The sequence below is a fragment of the Paenibacillus etheri genome (assembly GCF_001012825.1).
GTDB lineage: Bacteria > Bacillota > Bacilli > Paenibacillales > Paenibacillaceae > Paenibacillus_AQ > Paenibacillus_AQ etheri.
This window is the reverse complement of record NZ_LCZJ02000026.1, coordinates 400,730-427,025: the sequence shown is the minus strand read 5'-3', so window position 1 is coordinate 427,025 and position 26,296 is coordinate 400,730. Positions and strand designations below refer to the sequence as shown.

The window sequence follows — 26,296 nt, the reverse complement described above, 5'->3', positions numbered from 1 at the left end:
TCGTGGAGCCCAAAATTTTCCCCTCATCCTGGGCTCTAGATGTACAAAAATTTATTCTCACAAGGTCATACACTAGACCTATGCTGAGTTGTATATTACCGGTTATCGTAAGCAGGAACTCGGCTGTTTGGTCGAGTTCTCGAACCGTCCGGCAGGCTCCGCTCGATCGAACTCTTGAGTTTGGCGCTTCACCACTTCATAAGCATGCGTTTAGAGGTGTGCCGATCAACTGACAACAACAGCACTGGGGATATAAACATAGTTTCACCTCTTCACAATTATAATCTTTTGATGGATAGGAGAGGGCAGGTAAGTCTTGGATTATGGGACATGATGTCTCTTTTTTCCATTGCTTAAATTTCCCTAATACGGTTATAATACAAACAAATGTTCTCATGAGTGGAGGCGATCACATGAAAATGAATGCCGGCCAAATAGTTGAAATTATATACCAAGACAAGTCGGAGAAGATAACGCAACGCAAGATCGAGATCCTCGGCATTCGTGCCGGCCGTATTAGGGCTACTTGCCTGACCACTGGGGCACCGCGTGTGTTCTTGGTAGCGAGTGTCCTCTCGTGGCAGCCTGTGGCGGAGAAGCGTCATGCTTGATGATACTTCGCGCAAACTGCTGCGGATTATATCTCAGTTTAGATATCACTTCAGGCGAATGCCAAACATCAAAGAGTTGGGACGATTGAGCGGACGCCACCCTGCAGAGATAATCAAGGGTTTTAAGGTGCTGGCTGCGGAGCATTATATAGTTTGGGATGTGTCTACGCCTATTGAGACAACAATTATTATCGATAATTGGGAACGGAACGTGCCGTACGAAAAAACGCCACAACAAGGCACAGAGAACGAAAGAAGCGGTACTAATATTGATTACTGGCTTTATCATTAGGAGGGGTCACTGTGACCAAACTTGAGGGAAATGAACGCTGGAAAACGAAAATGATCATGACCGAGCATGTTGAGCAGTACGAGGAACAACAGCGTGAGAAATCAGATAAAATGATAACTATGGAGGAGCGTACGATGGTTCGAGACCTCATTTTGCTTCCCTACATAGATACGATGGTCGGCAAGAGCCTGAAGGAGCTCGAACACTCCAGCAACATTCTTAAACGTACCTTTTTGATGGCTGGCGAAGCCATACAGCGCCGGATCGTGCAGTATACCTATCGACTACAGAAAGAGCTGAAGCAGCGGAATATTAAAATGCTGGCGGATGAGCAAGACGAATTTATCACGTATTACAAAATCTTTTGCCGGGGATATCAGGAACGCTTTGGATTAACTCGAGATGTGATGCGGACAGAAATCAGCCTACGACTAACCAAATACACAACAGAACTTGGAAGCATTTTAAAGACTACCTGAAATAACGAAATCCCGTCAACCATAATTGGTCGGCGGGATTTATCTAATTAAATGCGTTGCTTTTCGATTCCAAGACTTCGTTTCAATCCCTCTTGCAATACTTGGCTAAAGTTCAGATGCTGTTTTTCTGCCTCATCGTTTAACCACTTTGGTACCGTAAGTGTTTTTTTTACAGCCTTAGCTTCCATTGCATCCCTAACAGTTGGCATATAGACCTGCACTTCACAGGCAGCCTCTGTCGGATCAGCTTGCTTCAAAATATCACCGAGCGCAGACGGTGAAGGAATAGGGTCATTGTCTTGCTCCATCACATACATAAACCCCTCAAGAGCTTCACGTGCTGCGGCGTGTGCTTCTTCAGCTGTATCACCAGAAGTCAGACATCCGGGCAGATCGGGAAAACGAACAGAGATTCCTTCGTCTGCCGTGTCTAGCAACGCCCAGTAGCGATAAACATCTTTCTTGCTCATTTATATTAACCTCCTCGGGGGAGAGGGGCTTGTGCCCCTACAACCCTGCTGATTTTAGAATACTCTTTTGTGTCTTGGGAGGAAAGCTGCTTCTAGGGTGTGGCACCGTAATCTTACCGGGCTTTGTAGGATGTTTGAAGTAATGATGACTGCCATGTACTCCGATTATATACCATCCGTCCTCTTCAAGAATTTTTATGATTTCTCTTGAACTGTAAGCCTTCATCTCAACCCTCCTTATATCTATATTATACACGTGTTAATAGTGCGTGTCAACGTATTAATTATACGTATCAATAAGTTTTATTTTTTTAATTTTTAAAGGTTTGATGGTTATAAGTCTTTTTATATCTCGACTTCTTCCCATCCTGGAGGTAGCGGATCTTCTGGCACCACTTCTAGCGCTTCCGGACCTACTCTGAGCAGCAGCGGTTCTCCTATATCTACTATTACTTCAATAGCTACTAATCTACCTGTACGGCTGCCGTATCCGTTGGGTTGACCATCTTTAATGCGGATCCGTCTACCTTGGCTCAATTCTTCAGATTTCATATTTATCTACTCTCCTTTAATCTTTTTCAGAGCCGACTTTGCATCCTTTAAAGATAATCTGCTTAACTCAGCTATAGGTGTTCCTGTGAATATTACCAAGTCTCTTTCATACTGATGGATGGCATCTGACAGAGCTCTTTTTATTACCAACACTTCAGAAGGTGTTAATTCCTCAGTTTTCATAATCATCTACCTCCAGGAAAATTTCCTAACCCCATATTTTAAAAAATTCTTAAGTCCAGTTCAGCATCTGGCGGTTAGCTCTCCTAATCATCATTGGGTTCGAGTTCTGCCATTAATGATTCCTATTGGAGTCCAAAGTTGAAGGCGGCAATATTTGCCCCTTTTTTGCCCCCTTAGATATGAAATGCTATGATATAGCATGACATGACATTAGCTATTTATAATAGTAGAAACACGATTTGAATAGATGTGAAAGCCAAAAATAATTAAGTTTGAAATGGAGGGAAGCATCGGTTAACCTGATTTATAAGGTACCGGCTTCACTCAATAGGTAATAGCAAATACGTATTCGCAGTGATCTTGATGCTTTATGCTCAAGTCACTCGGATACGTATTTTTTATTTGGAAATTGAAGTGAGGTTTTTATTAGAGAGGGTAAAATCCGAATTTTAAGCAAAAAAATCCTGATAAAGGTTTTCTTTGGAGGGGGCGATCACATCAAGGATCATGATGTTTCTTAATTCAACAGCATTAAGGAGGAAACTCGAGTATTTTAAGACAATGATGGTCGTTTATCACCTATATATGGGTCTTTTTTCCGAAATAACAGGATAAACGCTCAATTCTACCCTTTGCCGCTTTAAATTAGGGATGATACACTGCTTAAAGTCACTAAAATTGTAAGCGCTAAAATAGTTAGGAGGAGAGATATGGATGTTCTCAGGCAACTGCGAGGCTATTACCGAGAGAAACTGCATTATTTGATTCTTTCGATTGTATGCTTGGCCGCCGCAACTGCAGTGGGGCTAATTACCCCCAATTTGTTAAGGAAGCTGATCGATGATGTAATTGTTCCACTCAAGTTTAAAGAGGTGCCCGTGTTGGCGCTCAGTGTGTTAGTAGTAGTAATCGTAAAGGCATGCCTGCAATTTGCACATGGTTTTTACGGAGGGCGGTTAGGTAATTTTCTAGCATACCGGCTACGTAACGCTTGTTATGAGAAATTGCAATTTCTATCTTTCCGTTATTATGATACCGCGAAAACAGGAGATCTGATGTCCCGGCTGACCGGGGATTTAGAAGCGATCCGGAACTTTATCGGTTTTGGTTTCGCTCAGCTGCTTAATGTATTTTTTATGGTGCTTTTTGGTTCTATCATGATGTTCACCATTAATTGGCAGCTAACATTGGTTACCTTGATTACTATGCCATTTCTTGCAGCAGTAGCTTTAAGATTTGAGTCGAAGATTCATCCGGCCTTTCAAGAGATGCGCCTTGCGCTGAGTTCTCTGACAACGGCTGTACAGGAGAATATCACCGGTGTGCGTACTGTCAAATCGTTTGCTAGAGAGGCTCACGAAGTTGAAAAATTCTCACACCGTAACGAACGTTATAAGAATAATCAGATTTTTGCCGCAGAGCTCTGGAGTAAGTTTTTTCCTATCATGGAGCTTTTAGCATCGGTTAGTATAGCTATTCTGTTAGGCGTAGGTGGGACACTCGTCATTAACGGGAAAATGTCACTAGGCGAATTGGTTGCCTTCTTCAGTTTGATTTGGTACATCATTGGACCGGTATGGGGCCTTGGTTTCCATATCAATAACTATACACAGTCCAAAGCTTCGGGAGAACGTGTACTTGAAGTACTTAATCAAACCATTGATGTGAAGGATAAAGAGAATGCCCGTGAACTGGTACCTTCCGAGGTTAAGGGGGATGTTGCCTTTAATCATGTCACCTTTGCGTACGGGAACAAAATGCCTGCAGTTACTGACATCCATTTTGAAGCTAAATCAGGGGAAATTATCGGATTTCTTGGGGGCACAGGTTCAGGTAAATCCACTATTACTCAACTGATGATGCGTGCTTACGATGTCAATGAAGGTAGTATTACGCTGGATGGTATTGATATTAGAGAATACAATGTGCGCAGCCTGCGGTCACAGATTGCCACCGTATTCCAGGAAACGTTCCTGTTCTCCTCATCCATCCGCAACAACATTTCATATGGCTTGAAAAATGTAAGCATGGAAGAGATTATCCGTGCTGCGCAGTTGGCTAAGGCGCATGATTTCATTATGGAGATGGCAGACGGCTATGACACTGTAGTGGGTGAACGCGGGATGGGTCTCTCTGGCGGACAAAAGCAGCGGATTGCCATCGCAAGAGCCCTGCTTAAGAATCCGCGTATCCTCATCCTCGATGATGCGACCAGTGCTGTCGATATGGAAACGGAGCATGAGATTCAAGCGGGGTTCCAAGAGGTCATGAATGGACGTACAACACTTATAATCGCCCATCGGATATCCTCCTTGCGTCATGCGGATCAGATCATTGTCATGAACGAAGGTCATGTTCAGCAGCGTGGTACTCATCAGGAGCTAATTGAAGTTCCGGGTCCCTACCAGGATGTATACCGGATACAATATGCTGACTATCTGGCAAGAGCTACCGGAAGAGGGGAGGAGTGAGGCATATGAAACTTGAAGCCAAACAGAACACCGCTACGGGAGCAAAGCGTAAAGCAGCCGAGCAGAAGACACTTGATGAACGCTTCGTGTACAAAGATGATGATGTAATCGACAAAGCGTTTGACTGGAAGCAGTTTACCAGATTATTCAGCTATATGAAGCCTTACGCCAAACAGATGCTTCCACTGGTTTCTATCATGATGATTCTGGGAACCATTACGAAGCTGACCGTTCCCTTCTTGACAAGCTTAGCTATCGACCGTGCTATAGCGCCTAAGGTTGGGAATCCAAGCTTAACACTTCTTTATTCGCTCACGGCAGGTGTGATTGTCTTATATCTCATTCAATGGATTGCTGGTGTGTACCGAATTAAGTACACGAACATCATTGGACAAAGAGTCATTTATGACTTGCGTTCTGACTTGTTCAAGCATATTCAGAAGCTCTCGTTTAACTTCTTCGATAAACGCCCGGCAGGATCGGTATTAGTACGTGTGACGAATGATATCAACTCACTGCAGGATTTGTTCACGAACGGGGTAGTCAATCTGATGATTGACTGTGTGCAGCTTCTAGGGATTACCATTATTCTGTTATTGATCAACTGGAAACTTGGTCTTGCTGTAATGGTTACGGTTCCGATCATGTTCTTTATTTCTACTAAGCTGCGCCAGAAGATTCGGATCGCTTGGCAGGATGTGCGGATGAAGAACTCTAGAATTAATTCCCACTTGAATGAATCGATTCAGGGGATCAGAGTCACACAAGCTTATACACAAGAACGTGAAAATATGAATTATTTCGATTTTATGAATACAGATAGCAAAAAATCTTGGAATAAAGCATCTGCGATGAACCAAGCTTTCGGCCCAATGATCGAGATCACTGGTGGTTTTGGAACGATGATCCTCTTTTGGTTAGGGGCATATCTTATCCAATCTGGCGAGCTTACAGTCGGTTTGCTGGTAGCGTTCAGCTCTTATGTCAGCAACTTCTGGGACCCGATCAACCGTCTGGGCCAGATGTATAACCAGCTGCTGGTAGCGATGGCCTCCTCAGAACGGATCTTTGAATATTTGGATGAGCAGCCTTCTATTCAAGATAATCCAGGGGCTAAACCACTAGGAACGATTCGTGGAGATATTAACTTTAATAAGGTCGTTTTTGAATATGAAAAAGGTCGGGCGGCTTTAAAAGGCATCGATCTGGATGTAAAAGCTGGACAATCGATCGCGCTTGTGGGTCATACTGGCTCAGGTAAAAGTACGATTATTAACCTGATTGGCCGGTTCTATGATATTAAGAGCGGAAGAATTACGATTGACGGTGAAGATATCCGTGAAGTTACACTGGATAGTCTGAGAAGGCAGATCGGAATCGTGTTGCAGGATACCTTTATTTTCTCAGGAACAATTCGTGATAATATTCGGTTTGGTCGACTGGATGCTACCGATGAAGAAGTGGAAAATACCGCGAAAGCAGTAGATGCCCATGACTTTATTATGAAGCTTCCTGGAGGGTATGAGACAGAGGTAGAAGAGCGTGGTAGTGCCTTATCTATGGGACAGCGTCAGCTGCTCTCCTTTGCCCGTGCACTATTGGCGAATCCACGGATTCTGATCCTTGATGAAGCTACAGCTAGTATCGATACAGAGACGGAGCTGAAGATTCAGGAGGCACTCAAAATCTTACTCCAGGGTCGGACCTCCTTTATCGTTGCCCATAGACTATCTACCATCCGACATGCGGATAAAATAGTCGTTCTGGACCACGGTGAGATTAAGGAAGAAGGAACCCACCGAGAACTGACATCACGTGATGGTGTATATAACGGTTTGATAGAAGCGCAATTCCGCTTCCTATAGCTCAGAACAACAGCTCATTCCCTTTGCGAAAGCAAATGAGGAGTGGGCTGTTTTATATCGTACGTTTAATTACTTCGGGCGCTTGGGCAACCTTCCCGTTATACGGAGCTCAAACATTTGGGCACAAATATCCTGATGCCACTGTGTATCCGTTGTTTGTTCCGCTAACAAGATTTCATTCTGTAGTCGGGCCATCTCCCAACAGTAAGTGGCATTCACTTGAAGGCATTGCTGTTGTTCCATTTCTTCGGAGGCTGTAAGCTGGCGTAGACGACTTAGAGTGAATAGCTCGGCAAGACGTTCATGGACTGGAAGCATACTTTTACCCTCCTAGAAATATTTAAGCCACATATTAGTCTCGCCAAAAAAATTGTAAATCAGTCATCATGAGAATAATGATAGGAAGGTTAAGAATGACTAAGGATTTCGAGCAATGGGAGGATCTGTGGGATATTTAAAGGAAGGTTTGATAAAGGAAGGTACGGAATTAGACATCCAGGATTCGGAGCTTCTATTGTAGTATATACAATAGAAAGTTCTTTTACCGCTCACAAAATAACATCTATTGCACTTTGTGCAACTGTTATTCAAAAAATGTGCTATTAAAGGGCATGTTACTATTATTGATTGCACAAAATACAACAGAACTACATTCCAGCTCAATATACATAAATTCTGTTTCACAAAATACAACAGAAAAAATCCCCCGAAAGAAAACGGGGGATCATGGAATACGAAAGATAGCTTTGAGGTTCCGAGCTTTGCGCAGCAAAGCAGGGGCCTCAAGACGAGATCGCGCTCGGAGTTCCTTCTATCCACACCATCACAAGTTTCCACCAAACTTCCAGGTATCCAGAGCGTGGAACCCTTGTGACCCTTCCTTGGAAGAGAGGGTATGGGAGGAATCGAAACGCCTTAGTCCATGTAAATCTCTACAATAGCAACATTTCGCTCACGGGATAAATCGACAAACAGTCCATCAACCTTGACCAGTGGCCGGAAAATATCGACCGGATTGTTCATGATAATCACACCTGTATCATCCGTACTCAGCAACACACGCTTGCCGATGAAATTGGGCATTAAATGCTGGATAAAGGCTTGCACAGTTTTAGCGTTCAGTTTACCGAAACTTAGATTGTTTATTTCACGCAGGACGGAAATAAGCTCTTGCTTCGACTGATAGACTCGTTTAGAAGTCATCGCACTATAGATGTCAGCTACAGCTGCAATTTGTGCATAAGGATGAATATCGACTTTGCTTAGACCGCTGGGATAACCAGAGCCGTCCTCACGTTCATGATGCTGGAGAGCAGCCAAAGCTGTATAAGAATCGTCCATGGAATTGCGTATGATTTCGTAGCCGTACTTAGTATGTAGTTTGATTTCCTCGAACTCATCTGGCGTTAACTTCCCTGGTTTGTTCAAGAGAGAGGGTGAAATTCGGCATTTTCCAATATCAATCAAATATCCTGCACGACCAATTTCATAGCATTCTTGTTTGGAATAACCAAGCCATATCGCAATATAATAAGAGAGCATGCCTACCTGAAGGGAGTGATTGTAGGTATAGTTATCTTCGCGATCTAGCAAAAGCAAGAGGGATACTACATCTTTATGCTTGTCCAAAGTTTGAAGCGAAGGCTGAAGAATATCATTTACCACGGATTGATTGAAGCTTCCTTTTAATAATGCTTCCATATAAAGAGACTCGAAGCCCTCAATCATGGTATCAAAACTAGTGGTCACCGTCTGAATAATTGAAGGTCTGCTGAGGGAGGATGCCTCTTCCTCCAACGTCTCGATATCGACATAATCAACTCCAAGCTGCATCAGCTTGGCGATATCATTTATTTGGAGCAGTGATCCTTTTGGTAATACATGTAAACCCCTAGAACTATATGCGTCCGCGTTAAGGTGATTACCAGGTTTTAGATCCGAGACGTGTACTCTCAATGCCTATGCCACCTTTTATCCGATTTTATCCAGAATATCAACAAAGTTCAGATTTTTCAATGAAAAAGGATAAAAGATTATTTGTGGATTGAATCGGTAGCTTTTTGATCAGAGTCCACCCAATGTTGGCCCGATTCATTAATATCTTTTTTCCAAACGGGAACCGTCTGTTTCAACCGTTCAATGGCAAAGCGACTGGCTTCGTAGCAGGTATCGCGATGAGGTGTGGAGATGGCAATGATAACACTTGCTTCCTTTAAACCTACAAGCCCAATGCGGTGAGATATTGCGCAGTTTGCGTTCCAGCGATTCTTGACCTCTTTGCCAATCTCCTCTAGTTTACTTAAGGCCATAGGAATATAGGCTTCATAATGAAGTGCGGTTGTACGCTGTTCTCCTGTCATTTCACGTGTAGTGCCGATAAATAATAAGGATGCTCCGTGATTGACGTCAAGAACATCATCTAGAAGCTTCTCTGCATTTATAGGCTGGTCCGTTATGCTATAGAGACCATCAGTAGTACTTTCATATATAGTGCCATTCTCTCCCCCGGAAACTGGAGGAATAAGAGCAACTTCGGAAGACGCTGTGATGATAGAATCATCAGGAGCATATTCCCGGTCAACGGCAATTAAAGAAGCTCCAATTTGGGATGCTGCATCCGGATAAGAGGCAGACAGAAGTTCCTTCAGCTTTCCAGCTGTTAAGGGAATCTCAGTCGCGTGGAAGGACAGAGATGAAGAGCCGATTGTCTCAGCTAGACCCGCGAAAAGTCGGATAGTAATATGCATTTTTATTCTCCTCTGGTGTATGTTCTGATGTCTTCAATATACCATAATGTGTCTGATAATGTTATGCTAGACTCTACAAGATCACGCACCGGCTGCTTCATTAAAGAGCAGTTCTAGGGTAGGAGGAATGTTGCTTATGGGGCACTTGCCGCAAAGACTGACCATACTTCATACCAATGATATACATAGCCATTTTGAGATGGTAAGTCCGGTGGCAGCGGAAATCGCCGCACAAAGGGCTGCAGCGGGAGACGAACCTGTACTGCTGCTGGATATTGGTGATCATATGGATCGTGCAGCTGTCGAGACAGAAGGCACTATGGGTAAGGCTAACATCGACGTATTAAACTTAACAGGATATGATGCTGTAACCATTGGCAATAATGAGGGGCTTACGTTCTCACAGGAGATGTTGTCATCTATTTTTTCCGGGTTACAGTGTCCGGTAGTATGCTGTAATTTTGTGGAGTCTTCGACAGGAGAACCGCCAAGCTGGATGAAGCGTCATACGATCTTGGAGAAGGATGGAATTAGAATAGGAGTAACCGGAGCAACAGCGGCATTTACTTCGTTCTATTCTCTTTTGGGCTGGGATGCTTTAGATCCTGAGACTGCGCTCCGGGAACAATGCCTACTTCTGGCGCCACAGGTGGATATTTTAATCGTTCTATCACATCTTGGACTTCCTACTGATAAAATTCTGGCAGAGCGGCTAGAGGGCGTTCATGCCATTCTTGGTGGACATACGCACCATTTGTTAGAGGAGCCTATTATGATTAATGGTACTGCTGTATGCGGTGCTGGGAAATTTGGTCGGTATCTCGGGCGCCTTCAATTTGAGCGACTAGATCCTCAGTCTGATTTCAGTTTGGTGACGGGTGATTGTATTCCTATTGACCCCCTTCTGAAGGAGGATGTTATAGGCCCTGCCGTCGCTATTCATTTGAAGCATGGTCGTGAATCTCTTCAGACGATCGTTGCAAAGACTGACCGTGAGCTTCCTCTGAGCATGCGTGGAGAGTCTCCCTTTGGCAATCTTTTGGCACAAGCTGTACGTAGATTTACAGGAACTAGTTTGTCATTGGTTAACACGGGTCAGCTGCTAGGTCCATTGCCGGAAGGCGAGGTTACGACAGGGATGCTGCATGCACTATGTCCTTCTCCCATCAATACTTGCATAATTAAGCTGAAGGGTATAGATATTCGCACAGCTCTGGAACAGAGTCTTACAGAGGAGTTTTATAATAAGGTCATTTACGGGTACGGTTTCCGAGGGAATCATCTGGGCAGTTTGGCAGTAGATGGATTAAAAATCTTGTACGACCCACTGATGATACCGTATGATAAGAGTGTTGCAGTTTTTGTCGAAGGAAACCCACTGGAGGATGAAAGAGAGTATAATGTTGGTACGCTGGACATGTTTACTTTCAGGGCCGGCTATGAGACGATCGCGAATGGGAAGGATGCTTTGTTTCTATTGCCTCATTTTTTGCGCGATCTCTTAAGGATGGAGTTACAACGTCCAAACAGCCTCGATGAATGCAAGCTCACTCGCTGGGAGGCTAAGTCTGAATAAGGCAAACAGCTCACAATCTACACTTATTGACTCCACTTAACAGTGCTAGATTCCCAAAAATAGGAGGACATTATGGACACGATTACAGCTATTATTTTAGCAATTGTCGAAGGGATCACTGAATTTATTCCTGTATCTTCGACCGGACACATGATCTTGACTACGAAGCTATTAGGTTTCGCTGAACAAGATTCGATTATGAAGACTTATGAAATTGTAATTCAATTAGGGGCGATTTTGGCAATTGCACTTGTTTACCGCAAGCGAGTGCTCAATTTGCTAGGGATTGGACGTAGTAGCTCGGTAAGAGGAGGCGTTATGCCTGCATCTCGTCTGAACTTAATCCATGTGATTCTTGGGATTGCCCCAGCACTTGCTGTGGCATTTTTTGCCCGCGACTTTATCAAAAGCCTCTTTGGAGCTTCGACTGTGCTCTGGGCGCTTGTCGCCGGAGGGATTCTAATGATTGTTGCAGAATGGGTGAACAGACGAAAAATACGAATTACTGCCCACGAACTGGATGATTTGTCTTATGGACAGGCGCTGGCAATTGGATTGTATCAGATTATTTCGGTACTCTGGCCGGGCTTCTCCCGTTCCGGATCTACGATTTCTGGGGGGATGTTAAGCGGGGTAAGCTATAAGGCTTCTGCGGATTTTTCTTTCCTCATAGCTATTCCTATTATGTGTGCGGCTTCCGGGTATGAACTGCTGGATTCGTACAAAAACTTCACAAGTGAGACGATTGGTTATTTTGTAATTGGATTTCTGATTTCTTTTGTAGTGGCATATTTAGTAGTCATTTTGTTTATGAAATGGATTCAAAAGATTCGATTAACGCATTTCGCGATCTATCGATTTATTCTTGCTGCTGTATTCTGGTTGTTTATTATGCGTTAATGCCCATTGGCATAGACCTAGACACATCTGATTTTCTTTAAGGTACACCTGTCTGAATTTCCATAGAAACGGTATAGACAAAGCGTGTGACCCAAGGATTTCAATACAGAATAGCATTTTACCGTTAAGGGCAGGAGTGAGTTTAGTGCGTTTAGTATCCGTGAATCAGCTTCAAGCAGGCATGAAATTAGGTAAAAAAATATATAATGATGAAGGTCTAACTCTACTTGCGGATGGGGTGGAGCTTACTGATGCATTGATCAAGCGTCTCGCTAGAATTGATATCGGCTATATCTACATAGAGGATTCTGTCACGGACGATATTGTGATTACTGGTATTCTACAGGATGAGACGCGTAATCAAGCCCTGAAGGTGATTCGTAATCAATTTCAGCAAATGTCTGGGGCTTCAGGAATTACCAAGGGTCTATATCATCTGGACAAGAAATTTTCTAAGATCATGGACAACATTTTAGACGATATGTCTTTACAAGAAGATCCGATGATCATGCTGATGGATATGCACACTGCTGATAACTATTTATATGTCCATTCCCTGAATGTCTGCTTGTACACTTTGGTGCTTGGCATTGCTCACGGGTATAGTAAAGAGGAGCTTCGAGTAATTGGGCTAGGTGCACTGCTGCACGATATTGGGAAGACACAAATCCCGATAAAAATCATACAGAAACCCGGCAGGCTCAGTGATGAAGAATTCCGGCACATGCAGGCTCATACCGAGATTGGATTTCAGATTCTAAAAGAGGAGCCGAACATCCCGCTGCTCGCAGCACATTGTGCCTTGCAGCATCATGAACGCATTGACGGTTCCGGATATCCTCGTGGATTAACAGGACCCCAAATCCATGAATATGCCAAGTGGCTGGGTGTAGCAGATTCCTACGATGCCATGACCTCCAATAGAGTCTACAAAAAGGCTATGTTGCCACATCAAGCCGTTGAAGCACTCTATGTTGGTTCCGGTACATTGTATGAGCAGAAGCATTTAGAGTTATTTAGAGATCGCGTAGCTATCTATCCGCTGGGTCTTACGGTGAAGCTCAGTACGGGGGAGAGCGGGGTTGTGGTCAAAATAGAGCCAAGTACGCCTCACAGACCCACCGTACGTGTGCTTACGGGTCCTGAAGGAGAGAAAGTCGCACCGTTTGAACGAGATCTTAGTAAAGCCCTCTCCGTTGTAATTGTTGACGTCGCAGAACAAGGCGATTCTCTGGAAATGCCAAATTGATTATTATAGCAGCGTGGAGAGAAGATTAGGCTTGTCCGAAGATATGTCGGAAGCCTATTTTTCGTCTCGCTGCTTTTATTTTTTTGAAATGTAAAGTAAGTAAAGATAGCCAGAAAGACATCAAAAGTGCAGTTTTTTTGACGATCGTGGTATGATATAGGGTAAGTCATCGTTCATTCTTCATGATTTTGGGTTAATAATAGGAATAAGATTTAAAGGAGCTAGTACAAATGAATGTTTTTAGACCATTAACATCTTCACCGAGGGAGCTGTCGCCAAGTTACGATCCATGGGATCCAATCACTTCTCTACGTAAGCATGGCCGCCATGTGCTAACGAGTGTGGAATTCACTGTAACCAATTTATGCAACATGCGTTGTGAGCACTGTGCTGTAGGTGATAGTCTAACCTCCAAAGAAGGAGATATGCTACCGCTTAAGAATATGCTAGACCGTTTAGAGGAAGTTGAGCATCTCGAGACCATTAGTATTACGGGTGGAGAGCCAATGTTCCGTGCCGGAACGGTGGATAATATCATTGTGCCATTGTTGAAATACGCCAAGGAGCGGGGAATCAGATCACAAATTAATTCGAATCTGACGATGCCGTATTCCCGTTATGAGAAGCTGCTTCCATATCTGGATGTTATGCATATTTCATTTAATTATGTGAACGGTGACGATTTTCATGAAGTCGGTTTTGCGAACAGTGGTCATGCAGTTGCCAAGGAAGCCGCTTACCGGCTATATAATACAATGATTGAGAACTCTCGCCAACTAAGTGAGGATGGTATGTTAATTTCTGCGGAAACTATGATTAATTACCGTACCCACACTAAGCTGCCTGAAATTCATAAGCTGATTCTCGACATGGGAGCAAAACGACATGAGGTTCATCCGATGTACAATTCGAGCTTTGCTTCCGCTCTGCCAGTGTTATCTTTAAATGAAATGCGGACAGCGATCCATTCGTTACTGGACCAGCGTGATCCAGAGGTATGGATGTTGTTCGGCACGCTTCCGTTTTTTGCTTGCAGCTTCTTAGAGGAAGATCAGAAATTGCTAAGAAGAATGCGTGCAGAGAAGAACGTTACACTTCGTAATGATCCGGATGGTCGGAATCGTGTGAACGTAAATATGTTTACTGGAGATGTTTTTGTTACAGATTTCGCTGATATCGCAGCCTTTGGCAATATAGACAACCAAAAACTGGATGATGTATTTATCGATTGGCAGACGAAGCATCCGCTGAACCAGAAGGTGAACTGTCATTGCGATGCAGCAGGTTGTTGCGGACCTAATCTGTTAGTAGCGGATATGTATTATCCGGAAGTTGATTTCAAAACTAGAAAAGCGATCAATCTGTAGAAATGAGGCGTTGTTAAAGTGGCGCATACGGAATTTGAAGTAGGGAGATTGATGCTTAATCTTTTGCTTGTTCTGGTGCTCGTATTATTGAACGGAATTTTTGTAGCAGCGGAGTTCTCATTAGTTAAGGTCAGGCAGTCTCGTCTGACCCAACTTGTCAGTGAAGGTAATAAAATGGCTGGATATGCGCTTAAGGTAAATAAGAGACTGGATTCGTACTTATCTGCCACCCAGTTTGGGATTACACTTGCGTCACTGGGCTTAGGTTGGGTTGGTGAGCCGGCCATTTCGGAGCTACTCGTCGAACCGTTAATGTATAAGATGGGGATTACCGATGGTACTCTGATTTCTACCGTTTCTGTTGTTATCGGATTTTCGATTATTACATTTTTACATATTGTACTTGGAGAGCTTGCACCGAAATCACTTGCGATTCAAAGAACAGAAGGGTCAGCTTTATTGCTCTCGGCACCTCTGATGTTCTTCTATAATCTGTTCATGCCTTTTATCTGGATACTGAATGCATCGGCGAACGCATTGCTTCGTTTAGTGGGTGTTGAGCCTGCGAATGAGAGTGAGGCCGCCCACTCCGAAGAAGAAATTCGCATCCTGATGAATCAGAGTGCTAAGAGTGGTGTTATTGATAAAGATGAGATGAAGCTGATGGATAACATCTTTGAATTCTCAGATTTACTCGCTCGTGAAGTCATGTTGCCTCGTACGGATATGGATGTGCTGTACAGCAATCTATCGCTCGAAGAAAATATGAAGATCATTACCGAAACGAGACATTCGCGTTATCCGGTCGCTTTTGAAGATAAGGACCGTATTATTGGTTTTATTCATATTACCGACCTGTTATTTGCTCCACTGGAGCAGCAGAATGATCTTACGACGCTGGTTCGACCGATCCTTAACGTACCGGAATCGATGGAGATTAGCCATACTCTGCGATTTATGCAGAAGAACAAGGCTCAGCTAACGCTAGTTGTCGATGAATACGGCGGTACAGCAGGTTTGCTGACAGCAGAAGAAATTCTGGAAGAAATCGTAGGCGATCTGCATGACGAATTCGAAGATGAGCGTCCGAGTGTAGAACGCAATGGTGATTACATTTCCGTTGAAGGCCGGATGTTGATTGAAGATGTCAACGATCTTACGGGTGTAGTGATCGAGGATGACGAGGTGGATTCCATTGGCGGCTGGTTGTTTAAGGAGCTGGAAGGAAACCCAGGCAAGGGAAAACGAGTGAAAGTTGAAGATGTTGTTTTTGAAGTAGAGGAATCGACAAGACTGCGGATTACCAGAATTAATATTCATCATGAACCGCGTGTTGAGGATGAAGAAACCTTTTCACAACAAGACGGGTGATCAGGGATAAAATGAACTCCTCCTGCTAGAGCTGCATGGCTCAGGACAGGGGGAGTTTTTTGTGGACACATAAAGGACATAGCGCTCGACTATGCTAATGTTTATAAATTGTTTGAAAGCGGGGTCTAGATTGAAAAAGAAGCTTCTTCTCGTTGAGGATGAAATTCGTATTCGTGAACTGGTGTCTGATTATTTCATACAGAATGATTGGGAAGTACTCGAAGCCGATAATGGAATAGATGCATTGGTTTGGTTTGACTCACTTTTGCCGGATCTGCTGATTTTGGATATCATGATGCCTGCTATGAATGGCTTTGAAGTATGCCGTGAAGTTCGTGAAAAATCAGCGGTACCTATCATTTTGTTAACAGCCAAGTCTACAGATGACGATAAAATCTACGGCTTTGAATTAGGGGCGGATGATTATGTTACAAAGCCGTTTAGTCCAAAGGTGCTGGTAGCCCGGGCAAATGCACTTATGAAGCGGGTTGAAGGATCCCATCAGCCTGAATCTAGCATAATAAAATTTGGTTCCGCGATGTTTAACACCTTAGCTCATCGGTTAGAGGTAGAAGATGCGGAAGTGGAGCTTACCCCTAAGGAATATGATCTCTTATGGCTTTTAATACGAAATAAAGGGATTGTCATTTCAAGGGATACGATCCTTAGTCGGATCTGGGGAATTGAATTTGAAGGAGATTCCAGAGTTGTGGATAGTCATATCAAAAAGCTGCGAAGTAAATTGGGTTATGAATCGCGTTTTATTCGTACGGTAATTGGCACAGGGTATATGTTCGAGGAAGAGGCATGAGAAGACGGGGAATTACCTTTAAACTGTTTGTGATGACGGTTATCTTTTTCCTTTGCTTCTATGGCATGGTAATTCTAAGCCAATTGCTGTTGTTTGACAATTTCTATCAGAAGCAAAAAGAGCATCGCGTGGAGAAACACCTTAAGAGCTTTGCCGCAAGATATATAAGCGAGCCGTGGGGAAGCACTCGAACCTCCCAGGAGCTCGTCCGGTTTATGCTGCGGAATAAAACACAAATGGTTATTTTGAAGCTGGATGGAAAGATGAATTCGGAAGATCCGTTTCATATAAAGTTAATCGATGATGATGGAAAGAGTATGGTTGTTTCTTTATCCCTATTCATGAACCAGTACGGAGATGAGCTTAGAGCAGCAAACATTAAAGTAGATGATCAGCTCAGCATTGAAGGCGAACTTCTGGATGAAGACAGTTCTTCTCCCTTTATACTCTACCCCATAAGTATTACAAAAAAAGGGGGCGGAACAATAGGGGATACGGAAGAGACTGGGATGATTCATGCATCTGGTACAGTTGCAGAAATTGTACTGCCTGATATGAAAATATGGAATCCACGCCAGGGAATACTGTTTGAGGCTCTAGAGGAATGGTTTCCTTTGACGCCGGCGCAGATAGACGATTTTAAAAATTTGAAAATGCAGAAGCAAGATTGGATTGCTCCCTGGAGCGGGAGTCGCAATTCTGTGATTATTTTGCCCCTTAAGCAAAGTACCGGAGAAATTGAACTACTATTCACAGTCACCTCATTACAGGAAGTCAAGGATTCGAACGAGGCGTTGCGTTGGTTCTTTTTATATCTGGGGATTGGCGGCATTGTCCTGATTCTGGTTCTTTCTCTCTTTTTTTCGAAAATGGTAACGCGTCCGCTAATTAAGCTGAACAACATAGCCAAACGGATGGTCTCTCTGGACTTTACAGGAGACACATCGATTCGGCAGAAGGATGAGTTAGGCAGCCTTTCTAAGAGCATGTTTACCTTATCGTTAAGTTTGGATTCTGCTTTACGAGAGTTAAGAGAGGCCAATCAGCAGCTAGTTGAGGACATGGAGCAGAAACAAAGAATGGAGATCATGCAGCAGGACTTTTTTGCCAACGCCTCCCATGAATTGAAGACGCCGCTCAGTATCATCAAAGGTTTTGCCGAGGGATTGGAAGACGGCGTTAGCGCGGGCAAGCAGGATCACTACATTAAGGTGATTATTGAGGAAGCGGATAAAATGGAGTTTCTTGTTAAAAATATGCTAGATCTAGCGCGGTTGGAGTCGGGCACGATTAAACTTCGGAAAACTTCCTTTATGTTAAGTGAACTGACGGAAAAGGTGACGGACAAGCTGGTTCACTTGCTGAGTGAAAAACATTTGGAGGTCATTATTATTCCTGCAAATGAATTACCGGTATATGCTGATGTGAACTGGATCGAACAAGTTGTACTAAATTTTATAACCAATGCTATCAGGCATGCGGAAGAAAGAAGTTCCATCACCGTCAATATTGAGAGTCATGCCCAGATTATTGTATTCACTATTCAAAATATAGGAGAATCAATCCCTGAAGATCAGCTGGAGCAAATTTGGGAACGGTTCTATCGGTCTGAGCCATCCCGCAGTCGAATGACGGGCGGTACTGGCTTGGGGCTTTCAATTGCGAAACGAATACTAGATATGCACGCTTGTCTTTATACAGTAAAAAATACAGAGAATGGTGTCAGCTTTACTGTGACCTTTGAAGGTTAAAGGGATCAACAAAATACTTCAATGAAAGGGGTGAAATCGTATGAAATTGAACTGGTTGCCTTCAACGTGCACACTTGCAAACTTGGGACTCGGTTCATTGTCCTTGTATTTCACGATTCAAGAACGATATAGCCTGGCTTTATTCATGATTTTGCTCGCGGCAATATGCGATGTACTCGATGGGTTACTGGCAAGAATACTTCAATGTACCAGTGAATTCGGTAAGCAATTGGACTCATTGGCGGATATTATATCATTTGGTTTAGCGCCAACCTTCCTTATCTTGTTGTATAGGTTAGAAGATGCTCACTGGATTGGACCTGCAGTTTCGGTTCTATTTTTGATCTGTGGCGCACTTCGTTTGGCCAGATTTAATCTGTCGGCGCCTTCCAAAGGGTTCGTGGGGATGCCCATTACTGCTGCTGGAGTCATTCTGTCGATGATTTCTTTACTAGATGAACGCATGAAACCAGGACTTGTCATCGTAATAATGGCAATACTGTCTGTAATGATGGTCAGTCGTATCCCATTTCCTTCCCTTAAAAAATCCTTCAACAGGAAGTGATACACGCATGCCTTGGATTATTGAGATCATTTCGCAGTACGGATATTTAGCCATATTTGCCCTTATGGCACTTGGGATTATCGGACTTCCTGTACCGGATGAGGTATTAATGCTGTTTGTAGGTTATTTATCCTCCGTTATGGTTTTGGACTTTTCACTTTCGGTATTGGTTTGTTTCATGGGATCTATCACAGGAATGCTTATCAGCTATACCATTGGTTTAAGACTAGGGCAACCTGTGGTAGACAAATTCGGCAAGTGGGTTGGCCTTACACCCAAGCGTTTTGCCAGTATGAAAAGATGGTTTTTGCGGTTCGGCAACTGGGCGATTTTCATTGCCTATTTTATTCCCGGTCTGAGGCATGTATCAAGCTATATCTCTGGTATCAGTGCTATGTCTTTTAAAAAATATATACTCATAACGACTGCAGGAGCGTTAACCTGGTCACTCCTTTTTGTTTCCATCGGCTTTTTTGTGGGGGCTAAGTTTTCTTTTTTATAGCCAACGGATGATCTGCATTATTAATCGCAATTGAATGGAGCAAGATCAATGAATGTATTCAAGCGATTCTACGCGAATATAACCACCAGACGCTTTTTTATTCTCGCAATTATCGGGTTGCTGCTATACAGTGTTCGAGGGATGCTTAATCTGGTGTTGCTGACGTTTTTGATTGCTTTTGTCATGAACAGCTTTCAGACATTGCTTAGTAAACGAATTGGTAAATTTATGAAGGTTAACAGTAAGGTGATTATTGTCATTTTATACCTCGCTTTAATTGCAGCGATTGTACTGGTCCTTGCTAAATATCTTCCTAAGGTATTGGAACAGATTAAGCAATTAACCATCTTCCTTACCCATCTCAAATCAGAAGATCTCCCGCAGAACAAGATTACATTGTATTTGTATGATATGCTCAGGGACCTTAACTATCAGTCCTACATCAAAAGAGGCATCGATTATGTTCTGAAGGTAAGCAACTGGGGTGCTACTTTCGTTGTATCAACCATTCTAAGCTTTGTGTTTATTCTCGAGAAGAACCGGGTCGTCAGTTTCACTTCTAGAATGAGAGGGAGCAGGATTGCCTGGTTTTATATAAAGCTGGAGTATTTCAGCCGGTAATTCATCGTTTCCTTTGGAAAAGTAATTGAAGCGCAAATTCTCATTGCCTTGTTCAACACCTGTCTTACTGTTATTGGCTTATGGTTGCTTAACTTCCCCTATTTATTTGCCCTAACGATCTTGATTTTTCTGCTCAGTCTCATTCCGGTGGTTGGTTTTTTGATTTCGCTCATTCCGCTCTTAATCATCGGTTACAACATCGGCGGTCTGACAACAGTCACTTATGTGCTGGTGATCATTGCGGTGTTGCATTTTATCGAAGGGTATTTCTTGAATCCCAAGTTGATGTCCACAAAAATGAATTTGCCGATGTTCTACACCTTCAGCATGTTGCTGTTTTCTGAGCATTATCTAGGCGTATGGGGACTAATTCTTGGAATCCCTATCTTTGTATTTATGTTGGATATCCTTGAGATTACCCACGAAGATTCGTTCGAAAAAGTGAAGCCCTGATCTTATTACTTGCAAAGATCTAAGTTATAAGCTGTTTCCGGTACTATTCCGAAGACAGCTTATTTGTCGTGCATATTTCATGAAAAATCTTGCTAATGGGCTTTTTTTGTAAATAACGTTTTATATTGTGTCCTTCTGTCATAAGTTAGCTAAGGGATTAATATTCAGAGTCTTTAAAGAAGGATTACGAACAAAGGAGGTAAGAAAAACATGGAATCACAGCTACGGAGGTATACCCCGTTTAGGGGCCCGTTTGATCCTTGCCCACCGGTGCCGTTCAAGACGTATGTAGTTCCACCCAATCAATTTATCACCTTTCAGCCACCCGATTTACCGCAGTTTAGTTTGCAGGAGGCTCTGAAGTATGGAACGCTCTGGCCAGCACTGTTCAGCCCGTATGAATCTAAGTGCAAAGGAGGGGGAAAGTAGACTATGGAGGCAAACCCTTGCGATCAACGATATTATGAAATGCTTGAGCAGCTGCAGACTCTTGATTTTGCGTTGGTGGAGTTAAATTTATATTTGAATACTCATCCTGATGATCTAAGAAGTATTGAACAATTTAATCAGCTGACTCAGGAACGTACCAAGCTCGCGAATCAGTTTCAGGAGTTATACGGTCCGCTGCAGAATTTTGGTCGCGCTTATTCGAAATGTCCGTGGGAATGGAATCAGACTCCTTGGCCTTGGCAGGTATAAGAAGTGTGGACTGTAAGGAACTAAGTTTCTAGAGGAGGGGAAGTTCCCGAATGTGGATATATGAGAAGAAGCTGCAATATCCGGTACGGGTCGGTAAATGTGATATCCGGATGGCGCGTTATTTAAGTGAGCAATACGGAGGAGCGGACGGCGAGCTCGCTGCAGCCTTGCGCTATATGAATCAGAGATACACGATTCCGGATAAAGTAATTGGCGTTTTGAACGATATTTCTACAGAAGAATTCGCCCACCTCGAGATGATTGCCACGATGATCTATAAGCTGACAAAGGACGCGTCTGTATGCGAATTAGAGGAAGCTGGGTTAGGTCCACATTTTGCAGCGCATGATCATGCCTTGTTCTACAATAATGCCTCAGGCGTACCGTTCACCGCAGCTTACATTCAAGCTAAGGGTGACCCGCTGGCGGATCTTTACGAGGACATTGCGGCTGAGGAAAAAGCCCGGGCTACATATCAGTGGCTGATTGACATGACAGATGATGTGGATCTCCAGGATAGCCTCAAGTTCCTGCGGGAGCGGGAGATTGTGCATGCACTAAGGTTTAAAGAAGCGGTGCAGATTATTATTGATGATCGGAATCAGAAGCGGGTATTTTGAGAGAATTTTATTCACCTAACAAAGGCAGCCTTCTGTGAGGCTGCTTTTTTCATTCATATTTTCATCTGTTCATGCAGGTTAGGAAGATATTACTTAGCCGTGATTAAGTATATTTACATAATGTACCACATCTAATATGCTTATCTCTTTAGTATTCTGAAGTACCGACACCCTTGGAGGGGTGTTTTTTTGAAGGTAGTTATATCCATAGGTGAAAGGATGATAAATGTGAAGAGAATCATCATTATTCAACACTGTCAATCTGAGCACCATATCAATAATATGTCGGGGGGCTGGACAGACACTCCATTGACTGACCTTGGTAGAAAGCAAGCCGATCTTATTGGATTAAGTTTGTTGAAAAAAATAAATCATGAAGAATATGTTTTATATTCATCAGATTTGCTTCGTGCAAAACAAACAGCAGAAATTATAGGTATGCAATTAAGCTTAAAAGTAATTGAGAATAGTGATCTTCGAGAAATTAATACAGGAATTGCAGCAGGAAAAACGAAGGACTGGGCAAGAGAAAATAGAAATCCCCGAAAAGGTAGTGAATTTGATCTAGATTATCAAGAATATCAAGATGGAGAGACATGGAGGCAGTTTTATAGTCGAGTCAGTAGTTGTATGGAAAGAATATACGCTGAGGAATCAAAAGATTTAATTATAGTAACGCATGGTGGGACTTTAGGATATATCATTGCGTGGTGGATGAACTTTCAACCAGAGATGTTACGTAAATCATATTTCTCCGCATCAGTAGGAAGTATCTCAATATTAAATCAGAATGGGTTTCAGCAAAATGCCCTAAGTGTATTAAATGATACATCTCATTTATATGATTGATAGCCTCAATGCGCAGTACAATAATGCCTCAGGCGCACCAATGGCTTATATTCAATTGTTGACAGCATAATATAGATTAAAAAAAGTCCGCATGTAGTTAGGAGTATTAGGATAACCTATTGGAGTGTGAGTAAAATCCAGAAGGTGATCTTATATCTTCTTTACAAAAAGGACTGAATTCTTTGAACCAAGCTTCTGATAATTCAAAAAATGAAAAGAAATTGAAATGGTGGCAGTTAAGCTTATTAGGTGTTGCAGGTACAATTGGAACCGGGTATTTCTTAGGCTCAGGCTTAGCGATTTCTATAGGCGGGCCTGCAGTGCTGATCGCTTACATCTTGGCTGCTATTGGAACGTATATAGTATTTGATGCTCTTTCGCGTATGACTGCAGAACAACCAGAGCAAGGATCTTTTCGTTCCTATGCAAAAAAAGCATTCGGTAGCTGGGCGGGTTTCTGCAGTGGTTGGGTTTACTGGTTCTCGGAATTGTTAATCATGGGTAGTCAACTAACTGCTTTATCTATTTTTTCACGCTTTTGGTTCCCTGCGGTACCTATGTGGATATTTGCTGCTGGGTTTGCTTTATTGGGTCTTGTCATTGTCTTTTTTGGGAATAAGGGGTTTGACCGAGTTGAGAATGTGTTGGCTGTAATAAAAATAGCTGCTATTCTCATGTTCTTAATCATTGCGGCTGCTCTATTGGCTGGTTGGATAGGGGGCGGTAAATATACACCAAAGGCTCCATTAAACTACTCCGCGCTGTTTCCTAAAGGAGGGCTGGGCTTGTGGTCTGCTTTTCTATTTGCTTTTTATGCTTACGGGGGCATTGAGGTACTAGGAATTATGTCGAGTAGACTTCAAAAGCCGGAGGATGCACCAAAGGCAGGAAAGGTTATGCTGATCGCCTTGGTTATTGTATACATCTTGTCTATTGGTCTAGCTGTAATCATGGTGCCCTTTAGTGCATTTAACTCGAAAGAAAGTCCATTTGTTCTAGCGCTAAGTAGCGATCACTTGGCTTTCGTGCCACATCTTTTTAATGGAGTATTGATTGTCGCTGGTTTCTCTACAATGACTGCGTCTCTCTACGCTGTAACTTCAATGATGATTACCCTAGCTCAAGAGGGAGACGCGCCAAAGTTATTTTCTCGGAAGTGGAAGGATAAATATCCTTTTTATGCTCTTATTTTGATCACTGTAGGGATTACGGCAGCAGTGGTGATGTCTTTATTGTTGCCGGGAAAAGTGTATGAGTATATCACAACTGCGGCCGGGTTAATGCTGCTGTATAATTGGTCGTTTATCCTGCTGTCTTCTGGAAAGCTGTTAAAAGGCAGTCGATTTAGCACGGTGAAACGTTGGATAGGATTGCTACTCATTGGGCTCGCGGTCACAGGTACTCTTTTTCATTCACTCAGTCGTCCAGGGTTATATATTAGTCTAATGCTTGTCACTCTGATCGCTGTTTGTGATTGGATCGTGACACGTGTTCGTAAGAAACGTACCGTTGATACGGATAAGGAACCGAGTAAAGGAAATTTATTGTTAGAAATTCAGGGAATAATAGATTACTCAGAGGAACCGATAAAAATCATTCGACCGAAAAAAAACAAAACTTAATGAAAAAACAATAGCCTAGCGGCTTGTACACCAAAATAAAGCCCAAAACCAACAAGCGAAAGGCCTGACAGCACGGAGATCGATTTTAAAACACCGGTTGTCAGGACTTTACGGAACATGCTTGAAGCGGCCGCCATAGATACATCCCAGATCAAAATTCCAAGTACAATAGCTCCGCTATAAATCAACAGCTGTTGCATCGGATACTCCATGGCTGCTTTGGCCAAAATGGACCCATATATCCCTAGCCAAAATAATATGGAAAGCGGATTGAATAAAGACATCAGTAAACCGGACCAATAGGACTTGGCTAAAGAAGAATCACTGCTTCTCATACCGGGTTCTGAAATCACACCAGCATTTTTGATGCTCTCTATGCCTGTATACACCAGTACAAAGAAACCAAATAACCACAAGAATGCTTTAATAAAAGGGGATTCGAGCAGATGGATTACCCCAAAGTAAACTAGTAACATGAAAATGATATCTGCACTTATGGCTCCAAGCCCCACCACCCAAGCATGCCAGAAGCCCTTACGAATTCCTTTGTCCAGTTGAGCAGCATTAATAGGACCAATAGGTGCGGATAGCGAAAGACCAAGAAAAATATATCCAATAAAAGTATTCATAGCATTCCCTCCTCTCTAATGTTTGTGTGTAGTACTAGCCTATTCAAAAGGAACAAATTGTAGGACAACCAAAAAGGCCTCCGATTTATCGAAGGCCTTTTCAGGGTACAATCAACTAAAGAGAAATGGCTTTATTCGCTGTTACAATATCATTAGAGAGAAGCTTCGGAAGGTCATAGGATGCATAAAATCCCCGCTCCAACATAAAATAAAAAATTTTGCCGTGGAGTTGGATCGCAGCATTTAATTGCTTTTGTAAGGTTTCTCTTAGCTGCGGTGTAGCCGTTTCAGTGATTCCAATCGCATAGCTGCGAACCGCTGTTTTAGCGAAGCCGAGAAGCAGACCTGCATAGAATGGAGTCAAATCCATCACCTTGCTATTATTTCTTGTTCCCTCCGGTGCTAGCGGGTAATATTGAAGAAGCTCTTTCAGGTTATGTTCGATGCTATTTATGGTCTCCACATATAGAGCATGAAGCTGTGGGTTTTTTACGTCATTCAATACCATTTTAAATAGCATTAACTGATTGCTCTGAAAGGCTGTTAATTCGTGAAGCTCCAAAGTTTCGTGCCAAGCAAGATGTTGATGTTGTTGATTGTTTTCGTAAGTATGCAATGAAATCCCTCCTAAACGGTATGCGTTAGCCTATGCGCAATTGCCTAGGAGGGTACCATATTTTTGGAGAGGATGGATGTTAAGTATTTAAATCTGTTAATCCAGGACTATGCTCGTTAGGCATTTCAGGCATCACAGGTACAGGGAATCCGTCAGGGGGAGGTACGACCTCTAGACTTCCCTTATTGCGACTAGGAGAAGCACCTTGGAAAATTTCCGCCATTCGTGTAGGATCTAAACTAAAGGTGAACTGCACATTATGGTAACCCAAATCCACAAACTTCCGGCATTCTGGGTATTTATTGATGTCATAATTCGGAATCCTTTTGCTGCGGCAGGGTCTGGTTTATCTACTACAATGTCGTTGATTAATCCTTCTTTATAAAAATACAGATTAAAAACCTCCTTAAAAACAGATTCAATAT

General features: G+C 42.8%; 29 protein-coding genes and 1 pseudogene. 20 read left to right on the top strand and 10 right to left on the bottom strand.

Annotation, left to right across the window (positions count from 1 at the left end):
* The first annotated feature begins 669 nt into the window (after positions 1-669).
* Complete coding sequence (locus tag UQ64_RS17045; protein WP_209445819.1) at positions 670-903, top strand: hypothetical protein; 234 nt, start codon at positions 670-672, stop codon at positions 901-903.
* 11 nt (positions 904-914) lie between these two features.
* Positions 915-1,382 carry a YhjD family protein gene (locus UQ64_RS17040; protein WP_060624620.1) on the top strand — a complete coding sequence of 156 codons (468 nt, stop codon included), beginning with the start codon at positions 915-917 and terminating at the stop codon, positions 1,380-1,382.
* Between the two features lie 47 nt (positions 1,383-1,429).
* Here UQ64_RS17040 and UQ64_RS17035 read toward each other — a convergent pair whose 3' ends face one another.
* The 4 genes from UQ64_RS17035 to UQ64_RS30930 all read right to left on the bottom strand — a co-directional run bounded on the left by UQ64_RS17035 (position 1,430) and on the right by UQ64_RS30930 (position 2,587).
* Complete coding sequence (locus tag UQ64_RS17035) at positions 1,430-1,852, bottom strand: type II toxin-antitoxin system HicB family antitoxin (RefSeq protein WP_060624619.1); 423 nt, start codon at positions 1,850-1,852, stop codon at positions 1,430-1,432.
* A gap of 37 nt (positions 1,853-1,889) precedes the next feature.
* Positions 1,890-2,078, bottom strand: a complete 189-nt coding sequence (locus tag UQ64_RS17030) for a type II toxin-antitoxin system HicA family toxin (protein ID WP_060624618.1) — start codon at positions 2,076-2,078, stop codon at positions 1,890-1,892.
* Between the two features lie 119 nt (positions 2,079-2,197).
* Positions 2,198-2,404: a hypothetical protein gene (locus UQ64_RS17025; protein WP_060624617.1), complete on the bottom strand. Its 207-nt coding sequence runs from the start codon at positions 2,402-2,404 to the stop codon at positions 2,198-2,200.
* A gap of 6 nt (positions 2,405-2,410) precedes the next feature.
* Entirely contained in the window at positions 2,411-2,587 is a 177-nt protein-coding gene (locus UQ64_RS30930) for a hypothetical protein (RefSeq protein WP_156417585.1), read from the bottom strand.
* Between the two features lie 710 nt (positions 2,588-3,297).
* Between UQ64_RS30930 and UQ64_RS17020 the strand changes: the two genes are divergently transcribed.
* Positions 3,298-5,058 carry an ABC transporter ATP-binding protein gene (locus UQ64_RS17020; RefSeq protein WP_060624616.1) on the top strand — a complete coding sequence of 587 codons (1,761 nt, stop codon included), beginning with the start codon at positions 3,298-3,300 and terminating at the stop codon, positions 5,056-5,058.
* Between the two features lie 5 nt (positions 5,059-5,063).
* Entirely contained in the window at positions 5,064-6,923 is a 1,860-nt protein-coding gene (locus UQ64_RS17015) for an ABC transporter ATP-binding protein (RefSeq protein WP_060624615.1), read from the top strand.
* 69 nt (positions 6,924-6,992) lie between these two features.
* On the opposite strand, the gene UQ64_RS17010 is transcribed toward UQ64_RS17015, so the two are convergent.
* From UQ64_RS17010 to UQ64_RS17000, 3 genes are all read right to left on the bottom strand, one after another.
* A complete protein-coding gene (locus UQ64_RS17010) occupies positions 6,993-7,241 on the bottom strand; it encodes a DUF7667 family protein (RefSeq protein ID WP_060624614.1) in 249 nt (82 codons plus the stop codon).
* Positions 7,242-7,838: 597 nt separating this feature from the next.
* Positions 7,839-8,879 (bottom strand): HD-GYP domain-containing protein, encoded by a 1,041-nt coding sequence (locus UQ64_RS17005; RefSeq protein ID WP_060624613.1) that lies wholly within the window; start codon positions 8,877-8,879, stop codon positions 7,839-7,841.
* 77 nt (positions 8,880-8,956) lie between these two features.
* Positions 8,957-9,670, bottom strand: a complete 714-nt coding sequence (locus UQ64_RS17000; protein ID WP_060624612.1) for a molybdenum cofactor biosynthesis protein — start codon at positions 9,668-9,670, stop codon at positions 8,957-8,959.
* Between the two features lie 136 nt (positions 9,671-9,806).
* On the opposite strand from UQ64_RS17000, the gene UQ64_RS16995 reads away from it, so the two are divergent.
* The 16 genes from UQ64_RS16995 to UQ64_RS16925 all read left to right on the top strand — a co-directional run bounded on the left by UQ64_RS16995 (position 9,807) and on the right by UQ64_RS16925 (position 24,626).
* Positions 9,807-11,246 carry a bifunctional metallophosphatase/5'-nucleotidase gene (locus UQ64_RS16995; protein ID WP_060624611.1) on the top strand — a complete coding sequence of 480 codons (1,440 nt, stop codon included), beginning with the start codon at positions 9,807-9,809 and terminating at the stop codon, positions 11,244-11,246.
* Between the two features lie 72 nt (positions 11,247-11,318).
* Positions 11,319-12,146 (top strand): undecaprenyl-diphosphate phosphatase, encoded by an 828-nt coding sequence (locus tag UQ64_RS16990; RefSeq protein WP_060624610.1) that lies wholly within the window; start codon positions 11,319-11,321, stop codon positions 12,144-12,146.
* 145 nt (positions 12,147-12,291) lie between these two features.
* Entirely contained in the window at positions 12,292-13,395 is a 1,104-nt protein-coding gene (locus tag UQ64_RS16985; RefSeq protein ID WP_060624608.1) for an HD-GYP domain-containing protein, read from the top strand.
* Positions 13,396-13,625: 230 nt separating this feature from the next.
* Complete coding sequence (gene yfkAB / locus UQ64_RS16980) at positions 13,626-14,762, top strand: radical SAM/CxCxxxxC motif protein YfkAB (RefSeq protein ID WP_060624607.1); 1,137 nt, start codon at positions 13,626-13,628, stop codon at positions 14,760-14,762.
* 51 nt (positions 14,763-14,813) lie between these two features.
* Positions 14,814-16,133, top strand: a complete 1,320-nt coding sequence (locus tag UQ64_RS16975) for a hemolysin family protein (RefSeq protein WP_060624794.1) — start codon at positions 14,814-14,816, stop codon at positions 16,131-16,133.
* A gap of 130 nt (positions 16,134-16,263) precedes the next feature.
* Positions 16,264-16,944 (top strand): response regulator transcription factor, encoded by a 681-nt coding sequence (locus UQ64_RS16970; RefSeq protein WP_060624606.1) that lies wholly within the window; start codon positions 16,264-16,266, stop codon positions 16,942-16,944.
* Positions 16,941-18,695, top strand: coding sequence for a sensor histidine kinase (locus tag UQ64_RS16965; RefSeq protein WP_060624605.1), 1,755 nt, complete (start codon positions 16,941-16,943; stop codon positions 18,693-18,695). The genes UQ64_RS16970 and UQ64_RS16965 overlap by 4 nt, the downstream gene beginning before the upstream one ends.
* Before the next feature lie 40 nt (positions 18,696-18,735).
* Positions 18,736-19,260, top strand: coding sequence for a CDP-diacylglycerol--serine O-phosphatidyltransferase (gene pssA / locus UQ64_RS16960; RefSeq protein ID WP_060624604.1), 525 nt, complete (start codon positions 18,736-18,738; stop codon positions 19,258-19,260).
* A 7-nt stretch (positions 19,261-19,267) separates the two neighbouring features.
* Entirely contained in the window at positions 19,268-19,762 is a 495-nt protein-coding gene (locus tag UQ64_RS16955) for a DedA family protein (RefSeq protein ID WP_060624603.1), read from the top strand.
* Between the two features lie 48 nt (positions 19,763-19,810).
* Complete coding sequence (locus UQ64_RS32210; RefSeq protein ID WP_245238044.1) at positions 19,811-20,383, top strand: AI-2E family transporter; 573 nt, start codon at positions 19,811-19,813, stop codon at positions 20,381-20,383.
* Between the two features lie 3 nt (positions 20,384-20,386).
* On the top strand, positions 20,387-20,836 hold the full coding sequence (locus UQ64_RS32205) for an AI-2E family transporter (protein ID WP_342447592.1): 450 nt from the start codon (positions 20,387-20,389) through the stop codon (positions 20,834-20,836).
* A gap of 210 nt (positions 20,837-21,046) precedes the next feature.
* Positions 21,047-21,265 (top strand): spore coat associated protein CotJA, encoded by a 219-nt coding sequence (locus tag UQ64_RS16945; RefSeq protein WP_036684070.1) that lies wholly within the window; start codon positions 21,047-21,049, stop codon positions 21,263-21,265.
* 3 nt (positions 21,266-21,268) lie between these two features.
* Positions 21,269-21,535: a spore coat protein CotJB gene (locus UQ64_RS16940; RefSeq protein ID WP_060624601.1), complete on the top strand. Its 267-nt coding sequence runs from the start codon at positions 21,269-21,271 to the stop codon at positions 21,533-21,535.
* A 50-nt stretch (positions 21,536-21,585) separates the two neighbouring features.
* Entirely contained in the window at positions 21,586-22,155 is a 570-nt protein-coding gene (locus tag UQ64_RS16935) for a manganese catalase family protein (RefSeq protein WP_060624600.1), read from the top strand.
* A 189-nt stretch (positions 22,156-22,344) separates the two neighbouring features.
* Positions 22,345-23,004 carry a histidine phosphatase family protein gene (locus tag UQ64_RS16930; protein ID WP_060624598.1) on the top strand — a complete coding sequence of 220 codons (660 nt, stop codon included), beginning with the start codon at positions 22,345-22,347 and terminating at the stop codon, positions 23,002-23,004.
* A 182-nt stretch (positions 23,005-23,186) separates the two neighbouring features.
* Positions 23,187-24,626, top strand: coding sequence for an amino acid permease (locus UQ64_RS16925; RefSeq protein WP_060624596.1), 1,440 nt, complete (start codon positions 23,187-23,189; stop codon positions 24,624-24,626).
* On the opposite strand, the gene UQ64_RS16920 is transcribed toward UQ64_RS16925, so the two are convergent.
* The 3 genes and pseudogenes from UQ64_RS16920 to UQ64_RS30165 form a co-directional block, all read right to left on the bottom strand.
* The gene (locus UQ64_RS16920; RefSeq protein WP_060624594.1) at positions 24,623-25,255 is read right to left on the bottom strand and encodes a LysE family transporter; all 633 of its coding nucleotides are present in this window, start codon (positions 25,253-25,255) and stop codon (positions 24,623-24,625) included. The two genes, UQ64_RS16925 and UQ64_RS16920, sit on opposite strands and share 4 nt — an antisense overlap.
* Positions 25,256-25,370: 115 nt before the next feature.
* Positions 25,371-25,871 carry a spore coat protein gene (locus UQ64_RS16915; RefSeq protein WP_060624592.1) on the bottom strand — a complete coding sequence of 167 codons (501 nt, stop codon included), beginning with the start codon at positions 25,869-25,871 and terminating at the stop codon, positions 25,371-25,373.
* A 79-nt stretch (positions 25,872-25,950) separates the two neighbouring features.
* Positions 25,951-26,193, bottom strand: a pseudogene (locus UQ64_RS30165) (manganese catalase family protein); the annotation flags it as partial.
* Positions 26,194-26,296 lie beyond the last annotated feature (103 nt).